The sequence below is a fragment of the Nitrospira tepida genome (genome assembly GCF_947241125.1).
GTDB lineage: Bacteria > Nitrospirota > Nitrospiria > Nitrospirales > Nitrospiraceae > Nitrospira_G > Nitrospira_G tepida.
Window position 1 is genome coordinate 68,663 of the sequence record NZ_OX365700.1, and the last position, 20,940, is coordinate 89,602.

25 protein-coding genes are annotated in these 20,940 nt (G+C 60.8%); 1 reads left to right on the plus strand and 24 read right to left on the minus strand.

The features are described 5' to 3' along the window. Positions 1 to 10 precede the first annotated feature (10 nt). From QWI75_RS00290 to QWI75_RS00405, 24 genes are all read right to left on the minus strand, one after another. Positions 11 to 1,744, minus strand: a complete 1,734-nt coding sequence (locus QWI75_RS00290; protein WP_289266679.1) for a V-type ATP synthase subunit A — start codon at positions 1,742 to 1,744, stop codon at positions 11 to 13. Next, a complete protein-coding gene (locus QWI75_RS00295) occupies positions 1,741 to 2,070 on the minus strand; it encodes a V-type ATP synthase subunit F (RefSeq protein WP_289266680.1) in 330 nt (109 codons plus the stop codon). Before QWI75_RS00295 ends, QWI75_RS00290 begins: the two co-directional genes overlap by 4 nt. A 94-nt stretch (positions 2,071 to 2,164) precedes the next feature. Next, a complete protein-coding gene (locus QWI75_RS00300; RefSeq protein WP_289266681.1) occupies positions 2,165 to 3,232 on the minus strand; it encodes a V-type ATPase subunit in 1,068 nt (355 codons plus the stop codon). 502 nt (positions 3,233 to 3,734) lie between these two features. Next, entirely contained in the window at positions 3,735 to 4,313 is a 579-nt protein-coding gene (locus QWI75_RS00305; protein ID WP_289266682.1) for a V-type ATP synthase subunit E, read from the minus strand. Between the two features lie 8 nt (positions 4,314 to 4,321). Next, on the minus strand, positions 4,322 to 4,543 hold the full coding sequence (locus QWI75_RS00310) for an ATP synthase subunit C-like protein (protein ID WP_289266683.1): 222 nt from the start codon (positions 4,541 to 4,543) through the stop codon (positions 4,322 to 4,324). A 32-nt stretch (positions 4,544 to 4,575) separates the two neighbouring features. Further along, positions 4,576 to 6,483 (minus strand): V-type ATP synthase subunit I, encoded by a 1,908-nt coding sequence (locus QWI75_RS00315; RefSeq protein ID WP_289266684.1) that lies wholly within the window; start codon positions 6,481 to 6,483, stop codon positions 4,576 to 4,578. 8 nt (positions 6,484 to 6,491) lie between these two features. After that, the gene (locus tag QWI75_RS00320) at positions 6,492 to 6,890 is read right to left on the minus strand and encodes a hypothetical protein (protein WP_289266685.1); all 399 of its coding nucleotides are present in this window, start codon (positions 6,888 to 6,890) and stop codon (positions 6,492 to 6,494) included. Between the two features lie 22 nt (positions 6,891 to 6,912). After that, positions 6,913 to 8,514, minus strand: coding sequence for a trypsin-like peptidase domain-containing protein (locus QWI75_RS00325; RefSeq protein ID WP_289266686.1), 1,602 nt, complete (start codon positions 8,512 to 8,514; stop codon positions 6,913 to 6,915). Positions 8,515 to 8,988: 474 nt separating this feature from the next. Further along, the gene (locus QWI75_RS00330) at positions 8,989 to 10,191 is read right to left on the minus strand and encodes a citrate synthase (RefSeq protein ID WP_289266687.1); all 1,203 of its coding nucleotides are present in this window, start codon (positions 10,189 to 10,191) and stop codon (positions 8,989 to 8,991) included. Further along, positions 10,188 to 10,466: a hypothetical protein gene (locus QWI75_RS00335; RefSeq protein ID WP_289266688.1), complete on the minus strand. Its 279-nt coding sequence runs from the start codon at positions 10,464 to 10,466 to the stop codon at positions 10,188 to 10,190. Before QWI75_RS00335 ends, QWI75_RS00330 begins: the two co-directional genes overlap by 4 nt. 201 nt (positions 10,467 to 10,667) lie before the next feature. Next, complete coding sequence (locus tag QWI75_RS00340) at positions 10,668 to 11,102, minus strand: hypothetical protein (protein ID WP_289266689.1); 435 nt, start codon at positions 11,100 to 11,102, stop codon at positions 10,668 to 10,670. A gap of 166 nt (positions 11,103 to 11,268) precedes the next feature. Next, positions 11,269 to 11,757 (minus strand): hypothetical protein, encoded by a 489-nt coding sequence (locus tag QWI75_RS00345; RefSeq protein ID WP_289266690.1) that lies wholly within the window; start codon positions 11,755 to 11,757, stop codon positions 11,269 to 11,271. Between the two features lie 244 nt (positions 11,758 to 12,001). Continuing rightward, entirely contained in the window at positions 12,002 to 12,709 is a 708-nt protein-coding gene (locus QWI75_RS00350) for a helix-turn-helix transcriptional regulator (RefSeq protein WP_289266691.1), read from the minus strand. 324 nt (positions 12,710 to 13,033) lie between these two features. Then, positions 13,034 to 13,477 (minus strand): hypothetical protein, encoded by a 444-nt coding sequence (locus tag QWI75_RS00355; RefSeq protein WP_289266692.1) that lies wholly within the window; start codon positions 13,475 to 13,477, stop codon positions 13,034 to 13,036. Between the two features lie 50 nt (positions 13,478 to 13,527). Beyond that, the gene (locus QWI75_RS00360; RefSeq protein WP_289266693.1) at positions 13,528 to 13,971 is read right to left on the minus strand and encodes a hypothetical protein; all 444 of its coding nucleotides are present in this window, start codon (positions 13,969 to 13,971) and stop codon (positions 13,528 to 13,530) included. A gap of 88 nt (positions 13,972 to 14,059) precedes the next feature. After that, a complete protein-coding gene (locus QWI75_RS00365; RefSeq protein ID WP_289266694.1) occupies positions 14,060 to 14,539 on the minus strand; it encodes a hypothetical protein in 480 nt (159 codons plus the stop codon). Between the two features lie 65 nt (positions 14,540 to 14,604). After that, positions 14,605 to 15,072: a hypothetical protein gene (locus QWI75_RS00370; RefSeq protein ID WP_289266695.1), complete on the minus strand. Its 468-nt coding sequence runs from the start codon at positions 15,070 to 15,072 to the stop codon at positions 14,605 to 14,607. A gap of 29 nt (positions 15,073 to 15,101) precedes the next feature. Continuing rightward, positions 15,102 to 15,596, minus strand: coding sequence for a cupredoxin domain-containing protein (locus tag QWI75_RS00375; RefSeq protein WP_289266696.1), 495 nt, complete (start codon positions 15,594 to 15,596; stop codon positions 15,102 to 15,104). Positions 15,597 to 15,730: 134 nt separating this feature from the next. Further along, positions 15,731 to 16,120, minus strand: coding sequence for a hypothetical protein (locus tag QWI75_RS00380; RefSeq protein ID WP_289266697.1), 390 nt, complete (start codon positions 16,118 to 16,120; stop codon positions 15,731 to 15,733). Then, positions 16,113 to 16,670 carry a hypothetical protein gene (locus QWI75_RS00385; RefSeq protein ID WP_289266698.1) on the minus strand — a complete coding sequence of 186 codons (558 nt, stop codon included), beginning with the start codon at positions 16,668 to 16,670 and terminating at the stop codon, positions 16,113 to 16,115. The genes QWI75_RS00380 and QWI75_RS00385 overlap by 8 nt, the downstream gene beginning before the upstream one ends. Before the next feature lie 246 nt (positions 16,671 to 16,916). Next, positions 16,917 to 17,162 carry a hypothetical protein gene (locus tag QWI75_RS00390; protein ID WP_289266699.1) on the minus strand — a complete coding sequence of 82 codons (246 nt, stop codon included), beginning with the start codon at positions 17,160 to 17,162 and terminating at the stop codon, positions 16,917 to 16,919. 308 nt (positions 17,163 to 17,470) lie between these two features. Next, positions 17,471 to 18,160: a PAS and helix-turn-helix domain-containing protein gene (locus QWI75_RS00395; RefSeq protein WP_289266700.1), complete on the minus strand. Its 690-nt coding sequence runs from the start codon at positions 18,158 to 18,160 to the stop codon at positions 17,471 to 17,473. Between the two features lie 261 nt (positions 18,161 to 18,421). Next, complete coding sequence (locus QWI75_RS00400) at positions 18,422 to 18,775, minus strand: DsrE/DsrF/TusD sulfur relay family protein (protein WP_289266701.1); 354 nt, start codon at positions 18,773 to 18,775, stop codon at positions 18,422 to 18,424. Positions 18,776 to 18,855: 80 nt separating this feature from the next. Further along, positions 18,856 to 19,662 carry a sterol desaturase family protein gene (locus QWI75_RS00405; protein WP_289266702.1) on the minus strand — a complete coding sequence of 269 codons (807 nt, stop codon included), beginning with the start codon at positions 19,660 to 19,662 and terminating at the stop codon, positions 18,856 to 18,858. A gap of 571 nt (positions 19,663 to 20,233) precedes the next feature. On the opposite strand from QWI75_RS00405, the gene QWI75_RS00410 reads away from it, so the two are divergent. Next, positions 20,234 to 20,746 (plus strand): cupredoxin domain-containing protein, encoded by a 513-nt coding sequence (locus tag QWI75_RS00410; protein ID WP_289266703.1) that lies wholly within the window; start codon positions 20,234 to 20,236, stop codon positions 20,744 to 20,746. Positions 20,747 to 20,940 lie beyond the last annotated feature (194 nt).

Below are 20,940 nucleotides of genomic sequence, written 5' to 3' on the forward strand. Positions count from 1 at the left end.
GCCGCACCCTCTACGCCTGTGCCTCCTGCTGCATGTTCTCTATCATGGTTCGGGCCTGCTGGATGCAATCGTCCGGAGGCGTCTCCTTCATGCGTTCCAGCTCGCTTCTCAACGGCGAGGCGAGGAGTTGCTCGATCGGACGGCCTTGCTTCAGCATGGCCTGGCAGTAGGCGAGAAACTCCATCTGGGCCTTCAGCATCCAGTACTGCTTCCCAAGCGGACAGGCCGCGTCAATGTCGGAATAGGCATTCTGTCTGAGATACTCTTCTCGTATGAGGCGGCTGACCTCTAACACGATGCGCTCCTGATCCGGGACCGCATCAATCCCCACAAGCTGCACGACCTCCTGCAGGTCTTCTTCTTTCTGGAGAAGCGCGGCCAACTCGGTTCGAAGCTGCGGCCAGTCCGGAGCCACCTGCGTCTGAAACCAGGGGTCGAGCGCGTGGGTGTAGAGGGAAAAACTGCGCTTCCAATTGATGGCGGGGAAATGCCGCCGATGCGCCAGATCCGAGTCCAAGGCCCAGAGCCCTCCGGCCGCCTGGATCGAGCCTTGTGTCACCGGCTCTGAAAAGTCGCCCCCGGGTGGGGAGATGGCCGAGACGATCGTCACCGCCCCCTGTCGGTCCGGTTCTCCCAAGCAGCGGACCCGTCCACCACGTTCATAGAATCCGGCCAGCTTGCTGGCCAAATAGGTGGGATATCCTTCCTCTCCCGGCATCTCTTCCAGCCTGGCGGAAATCTCACGCGTCGCCTCTGCCCAGCGCGACGTGCTGTCGGCCATGAGGGCGACCGCATAGCCCATATCCCGGTAATATTCCGCGATCGTGATGCCCGTGTAGATCGACGTCTCCCGCGCCGCCACCGGCATGTTCGAGGTATTGATGACCAGGACCGTGCGCTCCATGAGCGGCAACCCGGTGGCGGGATCTTTCAGGTGGGGAAACTCGGTCAGGACCTCCGTCATTTCGTTGCCCCGCTCTCCGCACCCGATGTAAACGATGATATCGGCCTGCGCATACCTGGCGAGCGTCTGCTCAACCACGGTCTTGCCGGTTCCGAACCCGCCGGGCACTATCACAGTTCCGCCGGAGGCAAGGGGAAGGAGCATGTCGAACACCCGCTGGCCGGTGATGAAGGGCACGACCGGAGGAAGCCGTTCGGCGACGGGGCGGGACGTCCGCACCGGCCAGCATTGCAACAAGGTCAATGGACCGTGACCATCGAGCCAGGCCACCGGCTCCTCGATCGTGTAGGCGCCTCCCTCAATCTTGGAGAGCGTTCCCGATAATCCTGGGGGGACCAGGATGCGATGTTCGATCTTTGCGGTCTCCTGGACAACTCCCACGCAGGTTCCGCCGCCGACGGCTGTTCCGGGACGGGCCACCGGAGTGAACGCCCAGCGTCGGTCTCTGGACAGGGCCGGCAAGGTCAGGCCGCGCGCAATCCAATCACCGTACTGGGCCGCGATCACGTTCAATGGACGCTGGACCCCGTCGAAGACGGTGCCAAGCAGACCGGGCCCGAGTTCCACTTGAAGCGGTTCTCCTGCATCGGCCACCTCTTCCCCCAGCATCAGGCCCGTGGTGTCTTCATACACTTGAATCGTCGCTTCGCTTCCTCGCAGACGAATCACCTCCCCGAGCAATCCTGTCTTGCCGACCGCGACACGATTGAACATGCGGGTCTGTTCCATGCCCCGCGCGAGGACGGTCGGCCCCGAGATCTTGATGATCGTTCCGCTCATCGTTTGAGTTTCAATTGATATCCGATCGCCCGCCGGAGGAGGCGGGCGAGATAGTGCTCCCGCATGTCTCCCTCACGTGTGGCCTGAGAGACCGGGATGGCATAGAAGACCGGGCTCACCGATTCCTCCATCTCGCTCAGGCTCTTCTCTGGAAGCCCCCACCGGTACTCCTCGTTATAGATCACGATTCCGGCCTTTCTGCTGCAGAGGAGCGAGAGTAGTTGCTCGGCGGCCTCCTCCTGGGCGCCCACTTCGCGCACATCGACACCGGCCAATCGGAAACCCAGCGCGGTATCGGGATCGGTGATGACGATGAGTCGAGCCATCTACTCCTCACTCTCGTTCAGCAGGTTTAGGTTGAGGCTGAGTCTGAGCTTGAATGCCTCACCTGAGCCTTGACCTTAGCCTCAACCTTCTGCTTCAGACGATCAGCCATTCCTCGACTTGCTCCGGTTGCATTCCCGCAGCCTTCCCTCGCAGGATCATCCGGAGGTTGCGGATCTCGTTCGTCTTCCGTTCAAGGTAGACGATCGCCGGGCCAATGCCCAACGGGTCTGGCCGAGAGAGGCCGACGGCGTGGCGGACGGCCGCACGGTCCAATTCTCTCTCGACGAGCGGGGGAGATACGGAGTCCCTGGCTCGAAACAGGTCGGCCAGCCATCCATAGGAGGTGGCGGCAAGGCGGTTGAGTCCCTCGCGCAGATCGGGCGCGCCGATGACCGCCTCATACTGAGTTCGGGTGAACCGGCCCCCTGCCTCAAGGAAATGGCGGCCGGCCTCTATCGACAAAAGAGCGCGACGTTCAGCCAGGTAGCGGAGCGCCGTCAGAAGGTTCGCCTTATCCGCGAGAAACACGAGATAACTCCTGACGGCTCGGTCATGATCATCTCCGTCAACCGCGAGTCGGCATGAGCGCATAAACGTAAATCGGTCGAGTTCAGACTCAAGCGGTTGCAGGTCGTCGGCCTCCCCAAGTTGGTTCAGCCCCGATCGAACTGGACGAGCGAGCGGAAGCCGCCACAGCTCCAGCAAGTGAGCCACGGCTTGCATGGTCGGCGCTCGCGCAAGTTCGGCCACGGCGATGTCGTCGAGGACCCCCACCGGAAACGTCATGGCCAAGACCTCCTCGACCGGCGCCGCCGCCCGTTTGCCGCGCAGGACGGTTTTCAGATTGTAGACGTCCCATCGGAGGAGGAGCGCGTCGAGCAATTCACGCGATCGATCGGAGAAGAAGCGCCGAAGGATGCCGAGGGTCTCCACAAGGTCTCGTCGCAGAGCCTCATCGAGATAACCGATCGTCCGGAGGCCCTGGGCGCGATCGAGCGTGGCGAGGATGGGCTCCAGCGCGCGCGCATACGGCAAACTCTTCAGGGCATTGATCAGGGCATCAAGGGTCGCCTGCTCCAGCAAAGACGCATACTGGTCCCGGCGGAGGAGGCGGCCCTCCATGGCGCGGATCCTCGCATTGGTGTAGGCATAGTCGTCCATTTGTCGTCCAATCTCTTAGCCCGCATTATTCATGACGATTCGTCGCGTTCCACCCGTTGCATTGGAAGCGCAACGGGTACCCGGCACTCGCCAAGCGTTGGACCCATTGCAATGAAAAAGAGCAATGGGTACCCCCAAGCACAGCCGCGAAGGACCAAGGCGTACTTGAAACAGTACGTCGAGGGGCGCACGGCGCGATGAATAAAGAGCGCCATGTCTGTGCGCGCCGCCGAGTTGGTGAGGCGGCCGGACCTGAGCGGCGAGCACGCCCGCCATACCAAGCTTCGCTTGAGCCGCCGCGTCCGATCACATCGCGGCGGAGAGATACTTTGCCTTCGACTTCTCATGTAGGCTCTGTCGCAGCGGCGAATCGGGGCGCCCGTTGCTCCTCTGTTGCAATGGGCCAAGGCAGCAGAAGCGTTCATGAATAATGCGGGTTAAGGCTGAGGTTAAGACGAAGGATTCGCCCACGACCGGGCTAACCTCAACCTGAGCCTCGGCCTTACCCTTCTCTGAACAACAGTCGGTTCAGTTCGATTGTCAGGGCCGGCTTAGCCTTCGCGAGGCGCGCCGCAAAGGAGTTCGTGAGCACCTCGCCGTTCGCCTCAAGCGCGATCCCCAGTAGGAGCGCATCCTGATGCCGCTCTTCCACTGCGAGGCCTCGTTGTTTCAGACTCTCCTCAAGGAATGGCCGCTCCCGATTGTCAACGAGCACGCGAGGCGATTGAGAAGGGGATGCGGCCAGCACTTCCGCCAGCAGGGCCCTGAGGACTCGCGTCCGAGCATCGCCGGCGAGCGACAGGGCTTTCTCGCCGGCGTGTCGCCACACGGCATCCAAGATCTCTCGCTTGGCCTGCAGCACGATCTGGCGGCCGGCCAGCGCGGCGCGGGCCAGCAGTGCGGCCCGCCGGGCAGAAAGGTCTCGACGAATGATGAGATCGACCTCAGAGGCCAAAGCGTCGCATTCCCGCTTCGCGTCAGACAGGAGCCGCTCGGCTTCCACCTGAGCCTGATGCAGGATCGCGTCGCGTTTGGCTCGTCCCTCTTCCAACAGCGCCTCGATGAGCCTGTCGTACGGCATCGTGAGACTCACTTCAGCGCGAAGAGAATCAGAATGGCCACGGTGAAGCCGAAGATGACCAAGGTTTCCGGGATGACGAGTAATATCAACATCGTCCCGAAAGTCTCGGGCTTCTCCAAAATGGCGCCAATCGCCGCTGCACCAATCTTAGCCTGCGCCAACGCGGTAGCCAGCGCGGCCAGTCCGATCGCCAGGCCCGCACCGATGGCGACGAGTCCGATCTCTGTCATGATTCCCCCTCCATGGTTGTCCCCCCCCTCCCTCACCCTCGAACGGGCGGGGTCGCGTGGAAATGCCGAAAAGGCTTGTACGGCCTGCCGCCAGGCGCAAAGAAGTTTTCGAAAAATTCCACATAATGGAGCCGGAGCGATTGGATGGTCGGCGAGAGGATGCCGAAGACGACATTGATCCCGTGGAGTGCTCCCGCGACGACGATGCCCACGAAGACGTTGCCCACCAGGCCGCCCAGCTTGTTGGCGGCAAAGGCGAGCGCGGCCGACGCGACACCGATCCCCATCAGACGCAGGTAGGAGAGCACATTGACGAGGTTATGCAGTTCCATGACCCCGCGGCCCCTTCCGAAGATAAAGATGATCAGCAGCGCGCACAGGAGTCCGACGACCTCGGCCGCCATCCACTCGCGCGGCACGAGTCCGGCGGCGCTTGCGATGAGAGAGATGAATGACAGCACCAGCACCATGCCGCCGCACTTCGTCAGACACTCCTGCCGGTTCCCATGCCGCCAGGCCGAGTGCGCACCCAGCGCAAGCCCTAACACCACATGCGCCGTGCCGATTCCGATGGATAGGGAGAGAAGAGGCAGGAACGCCTGCATGCGGTTCAGCACCGGATGCAGACCGACGGACCCGCCCAGTTCCCCAAACAGCTCCCCGAACAGGAAACCGAACAAGATGGCCGAGCCCGAAGCCCACAGGAAGATGGTCGAAAGGTCGCGAACGAGCGGATGGGAACGGTGCCGTCGGCGAACCATGGCTGCGGCGACAAGCAAGAGCAGCCCATAGCCGACATCGCCGAGGATCACGCCGTAGAACAGGGGAACACACACCGCCATATAGGGGGTCGGATCGATGCTCCCGTACCGTGGCAAGGCCACGACCCGGGTCAATGTCTCGAACGGCCGGGCAACGACCGGGTTCCGCAGTGTCACCGGAACAGTCGCCCATTCCTTGGGAGCAACCGGACATGCTTCCAATACAACCTTGCCGCCGAATTCGTCTTCGATCCTGAGACGCAAGGCGGTGAGCATCTCGCATGGGACCCAGCCATAGATCAGGAGAGCCATCTCGGTGTGATAGAAATACAGGCTCACTTCAATATGTTCGAGACCGCACACAATCGCATCGTAGTACTCCGCCAATTCCTGACGCCGCTGGAACGCCACGGCTTTCAGCTCCCGGCGATAACGGTCCGCCTCGCGGGGAAGGTCCGTCTTTTTCTGAAGGAGCAGGCGCATGGCCTCTCCCAGGGGTTTATCCGCGACGGAGACGGGCAGCCGCAGTTCGGCGATGCCTTCTTCCCACAACAGATTGCGAACTCTGGCGCTATGCACCCTTGGAAACATCAGCAGCACCACAAGGGAACGTGCGTCTATCCGTGTATGGAACAGCTCATAACGATTGTCCGTGATCTTGGCCATCATTTCGCGCAGGAGCGGCAGGAGAGCGCCGGAACCTTCGCGCTCATCGAGCGTCACGCCGAGGTGGTCTAATTCCTCGCTGTCCTGGATGAACCGTAAGAACGGAGCCAGCCCCGCCAAGGCCCTCTCGTATTTGGACAGGAGTGCCAGCTCTTCCTCACTTGTCTTCAGCCTGGTCGCAAGGTCATCAACATGACGACCGATCTCCCGGACCAGACCGGCGAGGCGGGTGAGGCCGTCTTCCGTCAGTTCCGGATGTCGAGTGGGGCGTGCGATCATTCGCTCATCCGCCGGAATCTCCGGAAGGAGCAGAAGCAGGCGGCGCACGTCTTCGCGCAATCGTTCCAGTTCAGCTCGTCGCCGTCGGGCGGCTTCATCCATCATCTGCGGCCGAAGGGGAACCTGAGCCGCTTCCAATGGGGTCGACTCGATATGCAGGACGCCAACCTCCTGGAGCGTCGAGGTGACTCGGTCGATAAGCGTCCGGGGAGAGGCCACTCGTACCTTTGCCATTGGCTCAATCATTCATCAGCCTGTAACCGGCTCTCGGGGCCATCCTGAAGCGAGTCGTCCGCGGCTCCCTTTGAGCTCGGCAGAATCCGCTCAAGCACCAGTTCGACCGCCTCGTCCATGCTGCCCATGCACCGGGCCTTCAGATTGCCTGCCTTTGCCCGTATCTCCGTGAGCAGTTGTTCAGCCTCACGTGCTGCCTCCGCGATGCTCTTCGCCTCGGCCTCCGCCTTCTTCCGCTCAAGAGAGCGACGTGTCTCCAGTAACAGGGTTTCAACCTGGGCCCTCGCCCTCGCGAGAAGGGCCGTCGCTTCCTGCTGCGCCGCCTGGACCATGCCGTCCACGCTCTGCTCGGCAGCTTGGATGTGGATGAGAATCTCCGGAGACTGCTGATCCGAAGGCTCCGACATAGCTGCCTCAGATTGGGACCACTCAACTGTCCGAGTGAAGTAATTCATCGACCCTGGCGGCCGGCACGCCGGAGCCGACCGCGCCGAATCGGGTCATGATGGATGAATGGACGGCAATGAGTTCTCCTTGGCTGTTGAAGATCGGACTCCCACTGCCGCCACTCGTGGTCTGGGCATCATGGATAATGCGATTCGGCACGGCATCGCTCACGTGGCCTTGCGTGGTCAGCGGTCTGACAAGCCCTCGGTCGGCCAGGTCTTGCATCAGCTTCTGCAAATTGCGCTCGGCTCCTTTCAAAAGCTCGGTGGCAGCGTGTTCATCCAGCCTCGCCAAGATCCCTTCCAGACCTGAGGGGTAGCCAACAACGACGACCGCTTCGCCAGGGACTGCCTGAGGCGATGGCTTCTCCAGGGGAACCGGCGTCATGCCCCTGGGCTCCGGAGTGAGCTGGGCCAGCGCCACATCTCCTTGCTCAGAGAGCTTCAGGACGGTGACGTCATAGGCCTGCGCCCGGCCGGGGAAATAGGCACGCATGATCACCAGGCGCGGCTCGAGACCGGCTTGGAGCATCTCCGCCGTTCCTTTCGGATCCATGGACCAGGGCTCGGCGAGGTGCCGATTGGTCACGATACGCCCCTCCGCATCGATCAGAAAGCCGGTGCCGGTGTACTCCAACAGGGTATGGGGCGCCTCCTCTTTGTCGCCCTTTTCGACAAAGCCGTAGGCAATGTACAAGAGGCAGGTTGACGGGCCGAACCGTGTGATCAACAGTTCGGCATTGTTCCGTTCAGCCTCCAACGTTCTCAGACGTAGGGTCAACGCCTCGAGTGCTTCCGATGAAGCGCCTTTCTTGCGCTGTTCCTCCACCATCACCATTAAACGTTGTTCTTCCGTCTCATGGATCGCCAAGGTCTCGGTCAGCCGCCTCCGTTCGTCTGCGCTGTTCTGCTCCAATTCGGCCAAAGAGATGCGAGACAGCTCAAGCTCCCTCAACAACGAGGCGATATGGCGTTCATGAGCCTGTTGCGTGAGGTAGTTATAGTAGGCCAGCCCTCCGATGGCCGCGATGAGCATCACGAGCAAGCCGACCACGACCACTTGCGTCGCCAGGGTGGCATTCCGCACGATCTCAAAGGCGAGTTGGCCGACGAAAGACCGGAGGGTCACGCGTCCGTCAGCACGTCCAGCGGAAGCGACGTCGCGGGCATCTTGCAGAATCTCCTTGAGCTGCTTGCAAAGCGTATATTCTTCGGGGCGGATGCGGAACCGGAGGGTGGGGCCGTTCGGCCCCAGTTGAATCACGTCCCTGTCACGAAGAATGATTTCCTCAACCGCTTCGCGATTCACCAATGTCCGTGCTGCCGGATCGCAGTTGCGCAGCCGCATCTCGCAATTCGCCTGGAACATCTCGGCTTGCAGAGGCGCAACCGGGCACTCGCCATTTGCGGGAAAAGATACATCGACGCCGGGGGCGCTGCCGAATGTCACCGGCGCGCGTTGGAAGAACTGCGTCTCCCCTCGGCGACGCCCCGAAAGATGGATGAGCGAAAATCTCAAACCGCTGCCGGACGGCCGGCGAAGCGCGGCATCAGGCGCGTCGTCGAGGACGGGTGCGTGCATCATCTCGCGGCTCGTGACTGTCGCCATCGTGATCGCGCTCCGACCGTCGGACCATTGCTTCCCTACAGACCGGAAGGACCACCACCCTCTTTCACGATCTGTCGCCTCTTCGCCAGAGCCTCTGCCTGGATCAGGTTCTTGCAATGGTCGCAAATCCAATGTCCATACAAGAGGGCCGGTCCCATCTGCCCGCAAAGCAGACAATGGCTGGGCTTTTCGTACGGTGATGTCTCTTCACTCTTCTTTTCGGGCTTCATGTCTGTTTGGTCGTCTGCCTTCATCATGATGCCCTCCCGCGTTTGTGCATCTTTAAGAATCGACAACGTGCCGACAGTCGCGCTATCAGCCGATCATGTCGCCCCTTGCTCCCACCTTCGGATGAGCCAGATGGGATGCAGGCGCCAAGGGCTCGCGTTGTCATGTTGTCTGCCGTTTCATCTCCCCAGGATCAACGCGATCCTCGGAGCCGTGATCATCTCACCCCCGCCCTCCCGGCCGGCGCTCGATCGGGACATAGCCTCGGCCATGCGGGCCGTCATAAATCTGGTCCGGGCGGAAGAGCTTATTGTCCTTGATCTGCTCCAGCCAATGGGCCAACCAACCGCTCACGCGGGCCATCGCAAACACACAGGTAAAGAAGTCTTCATCAAGACCCATCGTCTTGTAGAGCACGCCGGAGTAGAAATCCACGTTGGCGTGGATGCCCTTCCCAGCCAGCAACTCCTCCCCCACACGCTCGACCTCTTCTGCGAGCTTATAGAGGGGGGAGCGCCAGGATTCTGCCAGGAGCCGCTGCGCCAGCTTTTGGAGAATGATGGCTCTCGGATCTTTCACCTTGTAAATGCGGTGTCCGAAGCCCATGAGCTTCTGCTTCGCGGCCAGCCTCTGCATGATGTACGGCCGGACATGGTCCACGGATCCGATCTCTTCCAACATGTCCACGGTCTCTTGAGCGGCTCCGCCGTGTAACGGTCCTTTCAAGGTGCCGATGGCCGAGGAGACCACGGTGTAAGGATCGGCCAGAGTGGAGGCGGTCACCATGCCGCTGAAGGTGGACGCGTTCATCGTATGTTCAGCATGAAGGATGAGGCAGGTGTCGAGCATCTTCGCGATCAGAGGGTCCGGGACCGTTTCAGTCAGCATGTAGAGAAAGTTGCCGGCATGGTCCAAATCATCGCGGGGCTGAACCTGCTCGTCACCGCGCCGGAGCCGATGGTATGCGGCCACAATCGTGGGCATCTTGGCGATCAGCCGGACGGCCGACCAGTATTGCACCTGAGGATCCAAGACGTGCCTGGCCGGATAAAACATCCCAAGAGCCGCCACGGCCGCCTGCAGCGCATCCATGGGATGGCCCTGTTCCGGCAAACACTTGATGAGATCCGTGATCCGATACTTGATGCGCCGGTGCTGGGTCACATCGGATGTGAACCGATCGAGTTCCGTCTGATCCGGCAGGCGATCGTAGAGCAGCAGGTAGGTCGTCTCCAGAAAGGAACTGTGTTCCGCCAATTCTTCGATTCGAATCCCGCGATATTCCAGCAGACCAGTCTCGCCATTCACGAAGCTGATGGAGGACCTGGCGGCGGGCACACCGGCAAGCCCGGGTGAAAACTCCCGCCGGACAGCTTCCGAGCTAGCCGTCGCCTCAGGCGTGGTCGCCTTCACGTCTCCCTTCATGGTCCTGACCTCTGTTGAGGATGCGTGACGCACTTCCATCCGAAGCCCGCGCACCCGCTGGGATTGCCGCCACGGCCCCGCTTGCCGGCCTGCTCCATCCTGTTCTTCACGATAATCGGATCCAGCCGTTCCCCGCAGATCACGCAACGCCAGCCCTCGGCCAAGCCGGCCCCTTCCTCGAACTCCTCCCAAACCAGGAGCCCGCCGCATCGATCACACCGATCAGGACGTTCTCGCTGCGCGCGCTCGGTCCCGCTGGCTTCCGTCGTCAACATGGTCGCTCCTTTGCCCTCTCTGTTGTGAGAGAGAAGCATGGGATGTGCCTGTACCCTTCCCGCTTGGCCGTTCGGAACCACCTGGTATCACAAGTACTTTGATGCAGCGGATTTGAGGAAAGGAGTCTGTTGCGAGCCCGTTTGGGGTGTTTTAGATCATGAGTCACGTCGTGACTGTCGCAAAATACCTCAGAGCATGGCTTACCCATCGCCCCAGAAGAATTCGTCCCAGTTGACGGTCTTGTCCCACCACTGCTTGTGGCGCTTGACGTCGTGCAAGGCCGGCGGCGTCACCTGGTAACAGTAATCCCAGATCGCGTCCGCGACCTTGGCGCTGATCCCGCCGTCTCTGGATTCCAGCATGTCCATGAAGCGGTTCATGGCCGCGTAGGTTCTCTCCTGATCACCATTCTCGTAGGCGTGACGCACGACGTGGAGTTGGTCGAGATAGATCTCAAACCTCGTGGATTCCCCATTGACGAGCGCAGCCCCCTGCTGGGCCACCACGAACCCCGTCAACTCCTCAAGCCATCCGTCCCGCGGCACCACAGACCCTGATTCGCCGCTCACCGGAAGGAGGAGGATCGCGGCTACGAGGCCAGCTCGCCACATCGCCTGATTGAATGTCGGCTTCATGGTTCAGCCCTCCGTTTCGTGTCAGTCTCCACGCTCGGTTCCGGCCGCCTTCCCGAACAGGAAGGTTGGGAAGGACAGGCGCGAAACGTGGAGGAGGCCGAAGCCCGCGTTTCGCGCCGCGAGGCGGGGCTAACCGCTGAACAACCCCGCGCCTATCTCCGCCGCTTCACCGCGACCCAACGAAATAGATGTGCCCGCCCAGATGCCAATCCTTGTGCAGCGGACACCAGACGCGGAACAGCAATCCCGGGCCACTCACGCGGGCCCCCTCGAACTGCGCCGTGCTCACGATGATGCGCTTGGTCTCACCCGGAGGCACGCTGACACGAATGGGCTTCAAGTGGTAGACCATTCCGGCTTCCTCCCCGGGCGCCAGCGCTTCCGTGCTTTTTTCCGCCGTCATCTCAAACATGCCTCGGACAGCGAACGCGTGCTCTTCCTTCGTGGGATTCTCCAAGATAAACGTGAGCCCGCCCTTCAAGTCCTCGTCGTCCATCATCACCTGGTTGGGCTGCCAGATCGCCCACCTTGGAGGCATCATCTCCGAGGCCACCCATCGAATCTCGCCTGCCTGTGCCGTCTCGCCGGCGAATAAGCCGACAAGGAAGACGACGGCAAGGCCTGCCGCATAGCCTATGTCTTTCCATTTCCTCATGGCCCGTCCTCCTATCTCACCGGATCTCCGTTCTCGCACACCGACGATCCTGAGCGGGTGAGTGTGCACGGCACCACCGACTGCTGACGCTCACCTCCTTTCCCGTGCCTCCCGTTCAAGACCCGCCGAGTCGTGTTCGCAACTCCACCATATGGTCTGGCATGGTCGCGCACAATGAGCAGGTGGCCTCATTTTGTGCCTGGGGCGACGGCCTCAGTTGATCGAGAAGGCGTTGCCGCGGAAGTCAGGGAGCGGTGGGCGGACTGGTGCGCGCTAGTCGGCATGGCAGCGAGCCGGTCCCCGGAGGAAAGGCGATCGCGAGGGCCTGGAGCCGGCTGTGGGCGCCCAGTTTTGCAAGGATGTGTTGGATGTGATTGCGCACGGTCTTGGGACTAATGCTCAGGGTCTCGGCGATGCGCGCGGATGTGGCGCCGGTGGCTACCAAACGAAGGACTTCCCGCTCCCGTTCGGTGAGCGGGAGGGTTGCCGGGATGTCCGGCGGCGAGTCCGGCCGGATTTCCGCTACGGGCGATCCGGGAGATCCGAGCACGACTTGCAGCTCCTGTACCAAGTGTCGGGCCCGCACTTGGTTGGTGATATCTCGAAACAAATGGGCGATCCAAAAGACGTTCGGTTTGCGGGAGGGGACCGGCAGCGTGCTCACGTTCAACCAGAGGAGGCGGCCGTCCTTCGTTCGTGTCTGCATGTCGAACTGTCTGACCCCGCCGCCGCTTCGGATGCGGCTCGCGATCGGGCAGGTCGGCGAGCACAGGGGTTGACCGTTCAGCGTCTCACCGCGAATGATCTCACAGCAGGGACGGCCCATGACCTCCTGGGCGTTGAACCCCAGCAAGCGTTGAGCGACTCGATTCCAGAACGCCACCTTCCCGTCCTGGTCCACCACCATGGCGCCCTCAGCCGCCCGTCCCAGCATGGCGGTGAGCTGTTTCATGGTCGTTGTCCGCGAACAGTTCGCAGCGAATAGCCCGGACTCGGCTTTCAGCTACTCACGACGTACTTGCTGTTCGTTCTGCTCCTTCGCCTCGGCCGCCGCAGCAACCGCTAGCCGTGAAAGCTCCTGCTGGAGCCGGTCCCGTAATTTCATGAGAGCCTTGAGGCGCGGCGACCGCCAGACCGCCAGCGGAGTACCTTGGTGAACCTTGTCGCCGCCATGGCTCTGATCCGAGCGGCGACATGTGGACCAGCCCGGTTGCGTGCCTCGTGCCCTGCCTCTCGCCGCTGCTCCCTCTTGAATCATGCTCGGGCAATTCCAGAGTTAGCCCGGCCACCGGACGCCTTCAGGCGCTCGGGGCTGTTCAGTTTTGGGCGGTCCGCTATGTCGTTCCACGTCATGGAACTGTGCGGGGGTCACGAGATTGCAAAAGTTGAACAGCTCATTCGCCGCCACGCCGGGAATCCCTCCCTCACGAGCCTCCAACATGTCCATGAACCGATTCATGGCCAGATAGGTCGCATGGATGTCCCCTGCCGCGTACGTTGTCTGTACCAGCCGTACCTGGTCGAGGTAGAGATCCCAATCGGCTCTCGGATATTCCTTCTTGTAATAGGCGTCCCCCTTGTAGAAGATGATGGCGCCGTGGATGTCGTCAATCCAGGTGAAGGGGCGCGAATCTGCCTGTACAGCCATCGGTGCCAGCACGCAGGCGAGTCCCGCAACCAGCGCCATCGCCGTCATGCTTATGTGAGTGCCGTGTTTCATCGTTGCACCTCGGAATGATTGTGTCTGACTCACTGTGCCGTTCGTTCTGTTCACTCCTCCCAGAAGAACTGCTCCCAATCCACGCGCTTGTCCCACCATTCCTTATGTCGTTTGACGTCATGCAAGGACGGTGGGGTCACCTCGTAGCAGTAATCCCAAATCGCATCGGCGGCCTTGGGATTGATGTCCCCTTCTCGGACTTCCAACATGTCCATGAGGCGGTTCATGGCCATGTAGGAGCCGTTCCAGTCACCTCGGTCATACAGACTCCGCACCAGGGTGACCTGGCCGATGTAGGGATCGAACGATCCTGGCTCATCCTTGGCCTGGGCGATTCCTCGCTGGACGACGACAAAGCCGGTCAGTTGATCCACCCAGCCTGCCGTGCTTGCAGGACTGGCTCCCGACTTGAGCGGCGTCAGGAGCAATATCGCTCCAAGGAAACCAGGCGCCAGGGCTGCGATGAGCGATCTCTGGCAAACAATCCGGTCCATGGTTCATTCCCCCTCTCTTTTCTTCTCTCACAGGCCTGCGCTCTGATGGACCCGGCTCCTCCGTCTCGCGTGAAGACCGCTGTTTCGACTACGGGACCATCCGGATCGTCCCCCCAAGATGAACGATCCGGATCGTTCCGCCCGGATCACGATCCCCTCTATGCAAGGGGCAGAAGAATCGAAACTCTGTTTCGCGGTCTGAGTGAACTTCTTGGAACGGCTCCGTGGCGATCACTGCCCGAATGGTTTCCTCGGGCGCGATCGTGACCCGCAAGGGCCTGACATTCAGCACTCCATTTTCATCGACCATCTGTTCCTCAAGGCCCTCGACAAAAAACACATGCGTGCGGGCCGTCGGGTTCTCCAGGATGAAGAGTAATCCCCCTCTCAAGTCCGTTTCCCGGTGAATGACCACCTGGTCAGGCAGCCAGGCCGCGCTGTTGTCCGGCAAATCCTGCACCGTGAAGTGGAACTCACCGCCATGGGCGCCCTGGCTGGCTGCCAGGCACCAGGTCAGCACGAGGGGCAGAACCCTCGCCACTACGAATCGGTTGGCGACTGTACTCATGGCCGCAAATGCTCTCCCTTCGGTCTCTCCAGGGTCTTCTGCAAGGAGGAACATCTGATCAGCCGCTACGGCACCACCCGGATCGTTCCCCCTGCGTGGGCGTCTCCCTTATGGAGCGGACAAAAGAACGGGAACTGCTCCTCGCCTCTCATGCCGTCGATCGCGCCTCCCGGCGATGCGAACTGCACTGTGCTGATTTGTACCCTCACTGTATCTTCCTGGGTCACGTTGATCCGTAACGGCTTCCTTGTGAGTTCTCCGCCCGCACCCATCGTTTCTTCGAACAATCCGTAGGCGGCAAACGCATGGGTGCGATCCGTCGGATTATCCAGCACAAACACCAACCCGTCCTGCATCTCCGTGCTCCGGTGAATCACCACCTCCTGCGGCACCCACAGGGCCCGCTTGTCTCCGATCTCCTGCACCACAAAGTGAAACTCCGTGGCCCTGGCCGGGTTCCAGCACCCCAGAGCGCCGGACAAGGCCACGAACGCCAGCCCAACCAGGCCGGCTATTGGTGAACCAGCTCGCATGCGACATGCCTCCAGGCTAGAAGACCCCCTCAGCCGCCGCCGATTTCTCCTCTGGTTTCGATGACATACAGCTCCCCTTTGACTTCGGGGTGAATGTCACACCACAGCGCATGGCGAATGCTCTCCGCTCCGCCCGTCGCTGGATCGAAATTCGACGGCGCGGTTGCAAAGTGCAGCGTCAGGGTCTTTCCCGGCTCGACATGGAACGACGTGAAGTTCTTCCCGCGCACTTCCGTCCCGCCCTCCATCCGGACCGGGAGGTCCTTGAACAGTCTTGACGCGAACCCATGGGTCACCGTATTCAGGTTGCGGACCACGATCGTCGTCTCATGTGACGGCATCGTGAGTCCCATAGTTTCATACCCGTGCTGCCGATCCTTGATCGTGATTTCCACCTTCGACGGCGGCGCCCCCATGCCCGGGGCTTGTGCAAACGCCTCTCTCGCTCCCATGCCGAGCAGCGTTACCGCCGCCAGCGCGAGGGGAACGGCTAATACTGGGGTGGTGTGTCCTCTGATTTTCATGATGGACCTCCTTGTCTCGAAACATGAACTGCTCACGGCTGAACTTCTCATCACCATCCGTTCCTGCCCTCCGACAGGATCTTCACGTCATCACCTCCCCTCTCTGACGGACTGTTGACTCCACGTACTAACCCTCAACCTCGGCGCTCGATGATGAACAGCTCCCCCTTCACATCCGGGTGCATGTCGCACCAGATGACGTGACGCACCAGCGGGCTCATCATCGTGAGAGGGGCTTCCGCTGATCCCTTCGTGAAATGGAGCGTCATGGTCTTCCCCGGGTCCACACGGAACGCCGGGCCATCCTTCCCCGCGACCTGATACCCATCGCCTTCAAGGTGGACCGGTGTGTCCTTGAACAAGGGGGAGTAAAATCCATGCGTGACCCCGTCTTCATTGCGGACCACGATGGCGGTCGGATTCCCCTCTCGCCCGTAGCCGGTGACATGGAACTCCATCTTCTTGATGGACACTTCGATCGTCAGTTCCGGGAGTCCCTTTCCCGCCGTGGCCGCGTCACTCACGGCCATTCCCCCGCCTACCAGCACACCAAGCATTAACGCCGTTGACCAGCACGTTGCTGTCAACGGAATGTTTCCCATCGTTCTCATGGCACACCTCCTTTCTGAAGGCGGTCAGAACAAACTGCCTGAAGAGACCGTCGGATGTCCCGAACTGGTCTCGTTTGAATTTCTCAATGTGTCGCGACACGTCGTGGTACTGGGCCGGCACCACGACGTAGCAAAAGTCGAAGAGCCAGTCCGCTGTCGCTGCCGGCACGCCATTCTCCCTGGCTTCCAACATGTCCATGAACCGGTTCATCGCCTTGTACGTCGCCTCGACATCCCTCCGTTCGAAGTGGGTTCGGACCACCTGAAGCTGACCGAGATAGGGTTCCCACCTGACGCCTGGATAACCGCCTCCACCCCGCCGTTCGATCAACACGGCGTTCGTGATGGCGTCGATCCAATCGTTGTCGGCCTGATGGAGGGAGGCCGATGTCGACGCTATCGCTCCCGCCGTGGCGGTCAGTACTACCAGCCCTCCCAGCCAGTTCATCAGCATCCGTGTCATGACCCGCCTCTTCCCTCTGTCGGTGCATTCTCTTCCCTTCCCCATTGGCCGTTCGCTTGACCGTTCCTACAGGCTCACCCCACCGGACGAACCGGCCCGCCGAACTGATGCTCCTTGAACCTCTCGATGTGACGCGAGACATCATGGTACCTGGCCGGCGTCACGGCGTAGCAGTAATCAAAGAGCCAATCAGCACTGGCTTCTGGATCCCGTTCTCGCGTTGCTCGAGCATGTCCATAAAGTGATTCATCCCTCATAGTCATAGGTGGCCTCGATATCCCCTCTCCGAAAATGCGCCCGGACTTCTTCCACTTGAGCCACATATGGCGCATAGGTTCCCCAGAACGGCCCCTGGTTCAGTTGCTCAACGAGGACGGCATTCATCATCGCATTGAGCCAATCGCCATCCGTAGAAGAAACCACGACCGGTCCTCCAATGAGGACGACCATGAAGCCGGTCATCCCCACGAGGATGGCCATTGTTCTCTTCATGCTCGCTGCCACCCACATCCTGTCCTCCGCTCCCCGTGCTCATCACGGCATCCGCTGAATGGCCCTGGCCAATCTCTGGCCCGTGATCCATTTCCACCTTTACCGTAGTCACCCCCGATGCCCTCGAACAATGAGATGGCGGCATCATTTTGGAGGTGGGTTGGTCTCACCAGGGCGAGCAAGGCGATCCTGTTTCAAGGTCGCTGACACAGCGAACTGAGCAGGAGGCGTTCCGGGATAATCCTGGCCGGGATGGAGAGCGAGGCCCGAACTCACCGAGAGAGAACGGCTGTCAGCCCGTCCGGAGCTTACTTGAGAGCAGGTGACGCACCAGGAGGAAATGCGAGGGCGAGGGCCTGGAGACGCGTATGCGCTCCAAGCTTTTCGAGAATGTGCTGGATATGGTTCCGTACGGTTACGGGGCTGATAAAGAGCGTGTCCGCGATGTCTTTGGAGGGCTTCCCAGCCGCGAGCAGACGCAGCACCTCCTTCTCCCGGTTGCTCAACGGTAAGGCGCTCCAAATAGCCGGAAGCTCGCCAGTCTCCCTCGAAGTTGACCGTCTCTTTGTGGTTTCAGAAACCGGCTTGCCCCCAGGGGGCGACAGCAGGACATGGAGCTCCTCGGCGAGCCGGCGTATTTTGATCTGCTTCGTGATGTCTCGAAACAGATGCATCGCCAGAAACCGGCCCTTCTTCCGAGAAGGCACGGGAAGCGAACTGATATTGATCCAGACGACACGGCCGGACTTCGCATGGGTCTGCATATCGTAGTTGCGCACCCCGCCACCGCCGGCGAGCTTGCGGCCCATTGCGCAGGAGGCCGAACACAGCGGTTGGCCGCCCAATGTTTCCCCGCACAGGACCTCACGGCAGGGTCGCCCGATCACGTCCTGAGCGCGAAATCCCAACAATCGCTCGGCGGCCTTGTTCCACAGGATCACCCTGCCGCCTTCATCCACCAGCATGGCGCCGTCGGCGGTGCGAGACAGCATCGTCATAACCGAGCGATCCATACTTCCTCACGGGCATCGAGTCTGGCTTGTTATTATTATACATAAGGCAGCCCGATCGCCCGCAATCGCCCGTTCGGTGGCAGTGGCTCTTGCCCTATTCCACGAGGGATCGAGATGAAGCACCCGATGGGGCAATCGAGGGATCCGCGGTTCCCGCTGAACCATGAAAGGCGTTCGGCTGAGTCTTTGTCATAGGAACGACACCGGCACCCCTCTACCGTCAACGACCCTCCCGTGAACGTCGCGTCAGAATGTAAGCACTTTGTCGGAATCCACCACCCACTGTGCCAACTGGCTCATCGTGCCGACCTCGATGCCTTCGATCAGGGCCACCTGTTCCAGTCCACGAGCCTCTACGCAGGTGCCGCAGGCTCTCACTTCCCCCTGCTTGCCCATCACCGCTTTGAGCATCCGTTCGACGTTGTAGTACCCCTGCGGCGTGATCTGCGCCGGCATGGCCGCAGTGACGGCGTCCGCCATCAGAAAGACGCGGATCTCTCCTTCGGCATGCTCCTGCTGCAACTTCATCGCAAGGCGCAAAGCGTTGTACACCTTCTCGGAGCCATAGGGGGCATCATGAAGAATCATGAGAAGCTTCATACGTCACCTCATTGGTTCGTTTCCTGCGTACGCGGCTCACAGGCCGTGCTGACAGGTCATCCAGGGCTCCCACATCGCCGTCATCGATCATGGCTCAACGGATAGTCACCCGGCCTTCCCGTAAAGGGAAGCAGGAGCATTCCCGTGAGTGTCAAACGGGCTGGGTCCCTGAACTGTGTCAGGCCGAGTGTCATCCGCTCGTGACCATCGTTCGGCTGAAGCCGATAGGTTCCCAGCAGCCGATCCCACCACGGGAGGTTGAACCCGAAATTCGTATTGGTCTCTCGTGGCAGGATCGAATGGTGAATGCGATGCATGTCGGGGGTCACGACGATCCAGCGAAGGCATCGGTCCATCGTGGCCGGGAGTCGTACGTTACTGTGGTTGAACATGGCGGTGGCATTGAGCAGCACCTCGAAGCTCAGTACGGCCTGGGGCGATGGGCCCAGGACCGCAATCGCGGAGACCTTGATGAGCATCGACAGGACCACCTCAACGGGATGGAACCGGAGCCCTGTGGTGACATCGCAGTCCAGGTCGGCGTGATGCATCATGTGGACGCGCCAGAGCAGGGGGACGGCGTGGAACATCACGTGCTGCAGATACAGAACAAGATCCAGTGCGACGACGGCCAGCACTAGTTCCAACCAGTTCGGCCAACTGAGATGGTTCAGAACGCCCCAGTGTCGCTCCGCAGCCAGCATGGATGCCCCGACCGCGCCGGCAGTGAACAATAGGCGGACGGCGGCGGCGTCTATGACCACGATGGAGAGGTTGGCGACCCACCGTCGCGCCTTTGAGGTGGTCAGGTGACGCCGGGGGATGAGCACCTCCCCAAATGCCATCAGCCCCAGCACTCCGAGGAACGCCGATATTCTAATCAGCATCTCTTCCGCCATGACCACACCCTCACAACACTATACCGGACTGTCCCCCGTGTAGGGGGTGAACTCTCGACCAATTATTCTTACCTGGAGACCGCCTTCACGCTCCGGCCAGGTCATCTCCCTGGCTCTTCCATGTGCAACGGATGGAACGCGACAAAGGTCCAAGAGAGCATGCCGACTGGTGCGACCACCTCATCGCAAAAATGGTGTGTCCATCTCATTGCTGGGAGATGAACGGCTGATTATGCTCTGAGCATGGATGAATCGGATCATGCGCACACGCGAGCATCTCGAGAACGGGAGTGAGGCGGGAGCGGCCGATCGGCTGGTAGATCAACTTATCGCGAGAGGGTGCCGCCGATGACAAGTCGTCGCCGCGGCTTATTCTCAGTGAGCAGATAGCGTGTCGGTCCGGCGAGGTCTCCGTCGGAGGAAGGAGGTGAAGGGCGGGTCGGCAAGTTGGGGGATGAAGGAGGTAAGTGAGTGAAACGGCGAAGAAGGAACAGGACAGCCACTTGTAATGGTAAGAGGAGCGGATGCCGCAAGCATCCGGAGAGGAAGGAGAGTTCCCATGAGAATGAGAGGATGCCATAAGACCATGTTGGCAGTCCCCCTCGCGCTGGCGGCGGTCGTGATGCTGCCGGGAACAGGGCCGGGGCGCGCCGATGCCCAGGCGCCCGGGATGGCCCCTCCGGTTCAAGAGTTGACCATCGTGATCAAGGACCGAGACCATGGGTATGAGCTGTTGAAGGGGACGGCTATGGCGGGGTCGCTGATGAAGATCACCGTTCGTAACGAGGACTCGGTCACGCATGGGTTCGCCTCGCGTCTCTTTGACGGGATCACGGTGAAGATGGACGGTCAGGGCAAGGAGGTCGCGGGAAAGAAGGTCAAGAGCTTTCACCTTGACCCAGGACAGGTCATGACGCTCACCTTCACCAAGCCGTCGGCCATCGAGCCCGCGGGACTGTACGGAGGGAACGAAGCCTATACGCAGTACCATACCATCTGGTGCGACATTCACCCCGAAGTGCGTGGTGAGTTGCTGGTCGTTGAAACGTTGGGTGTGCCAGGAGCGGGATAAGTTCTCCGCTTGATTGAGACGAGATTTGTCGAGAGTCCGCTGCAGCCCCGGTCGGCGCCCGTGTTTCAAGAAGCCCGGCCGGGGCTGCGGCATTTCAGCAAACCAGCGGCAAGAGCATGAGTTCTCTTACCCTGTTGGACAAACTGTAGTGTCTGTAGTGTGCGGGCTCAAGCTCTTGGTGCTCGAACCGTCAT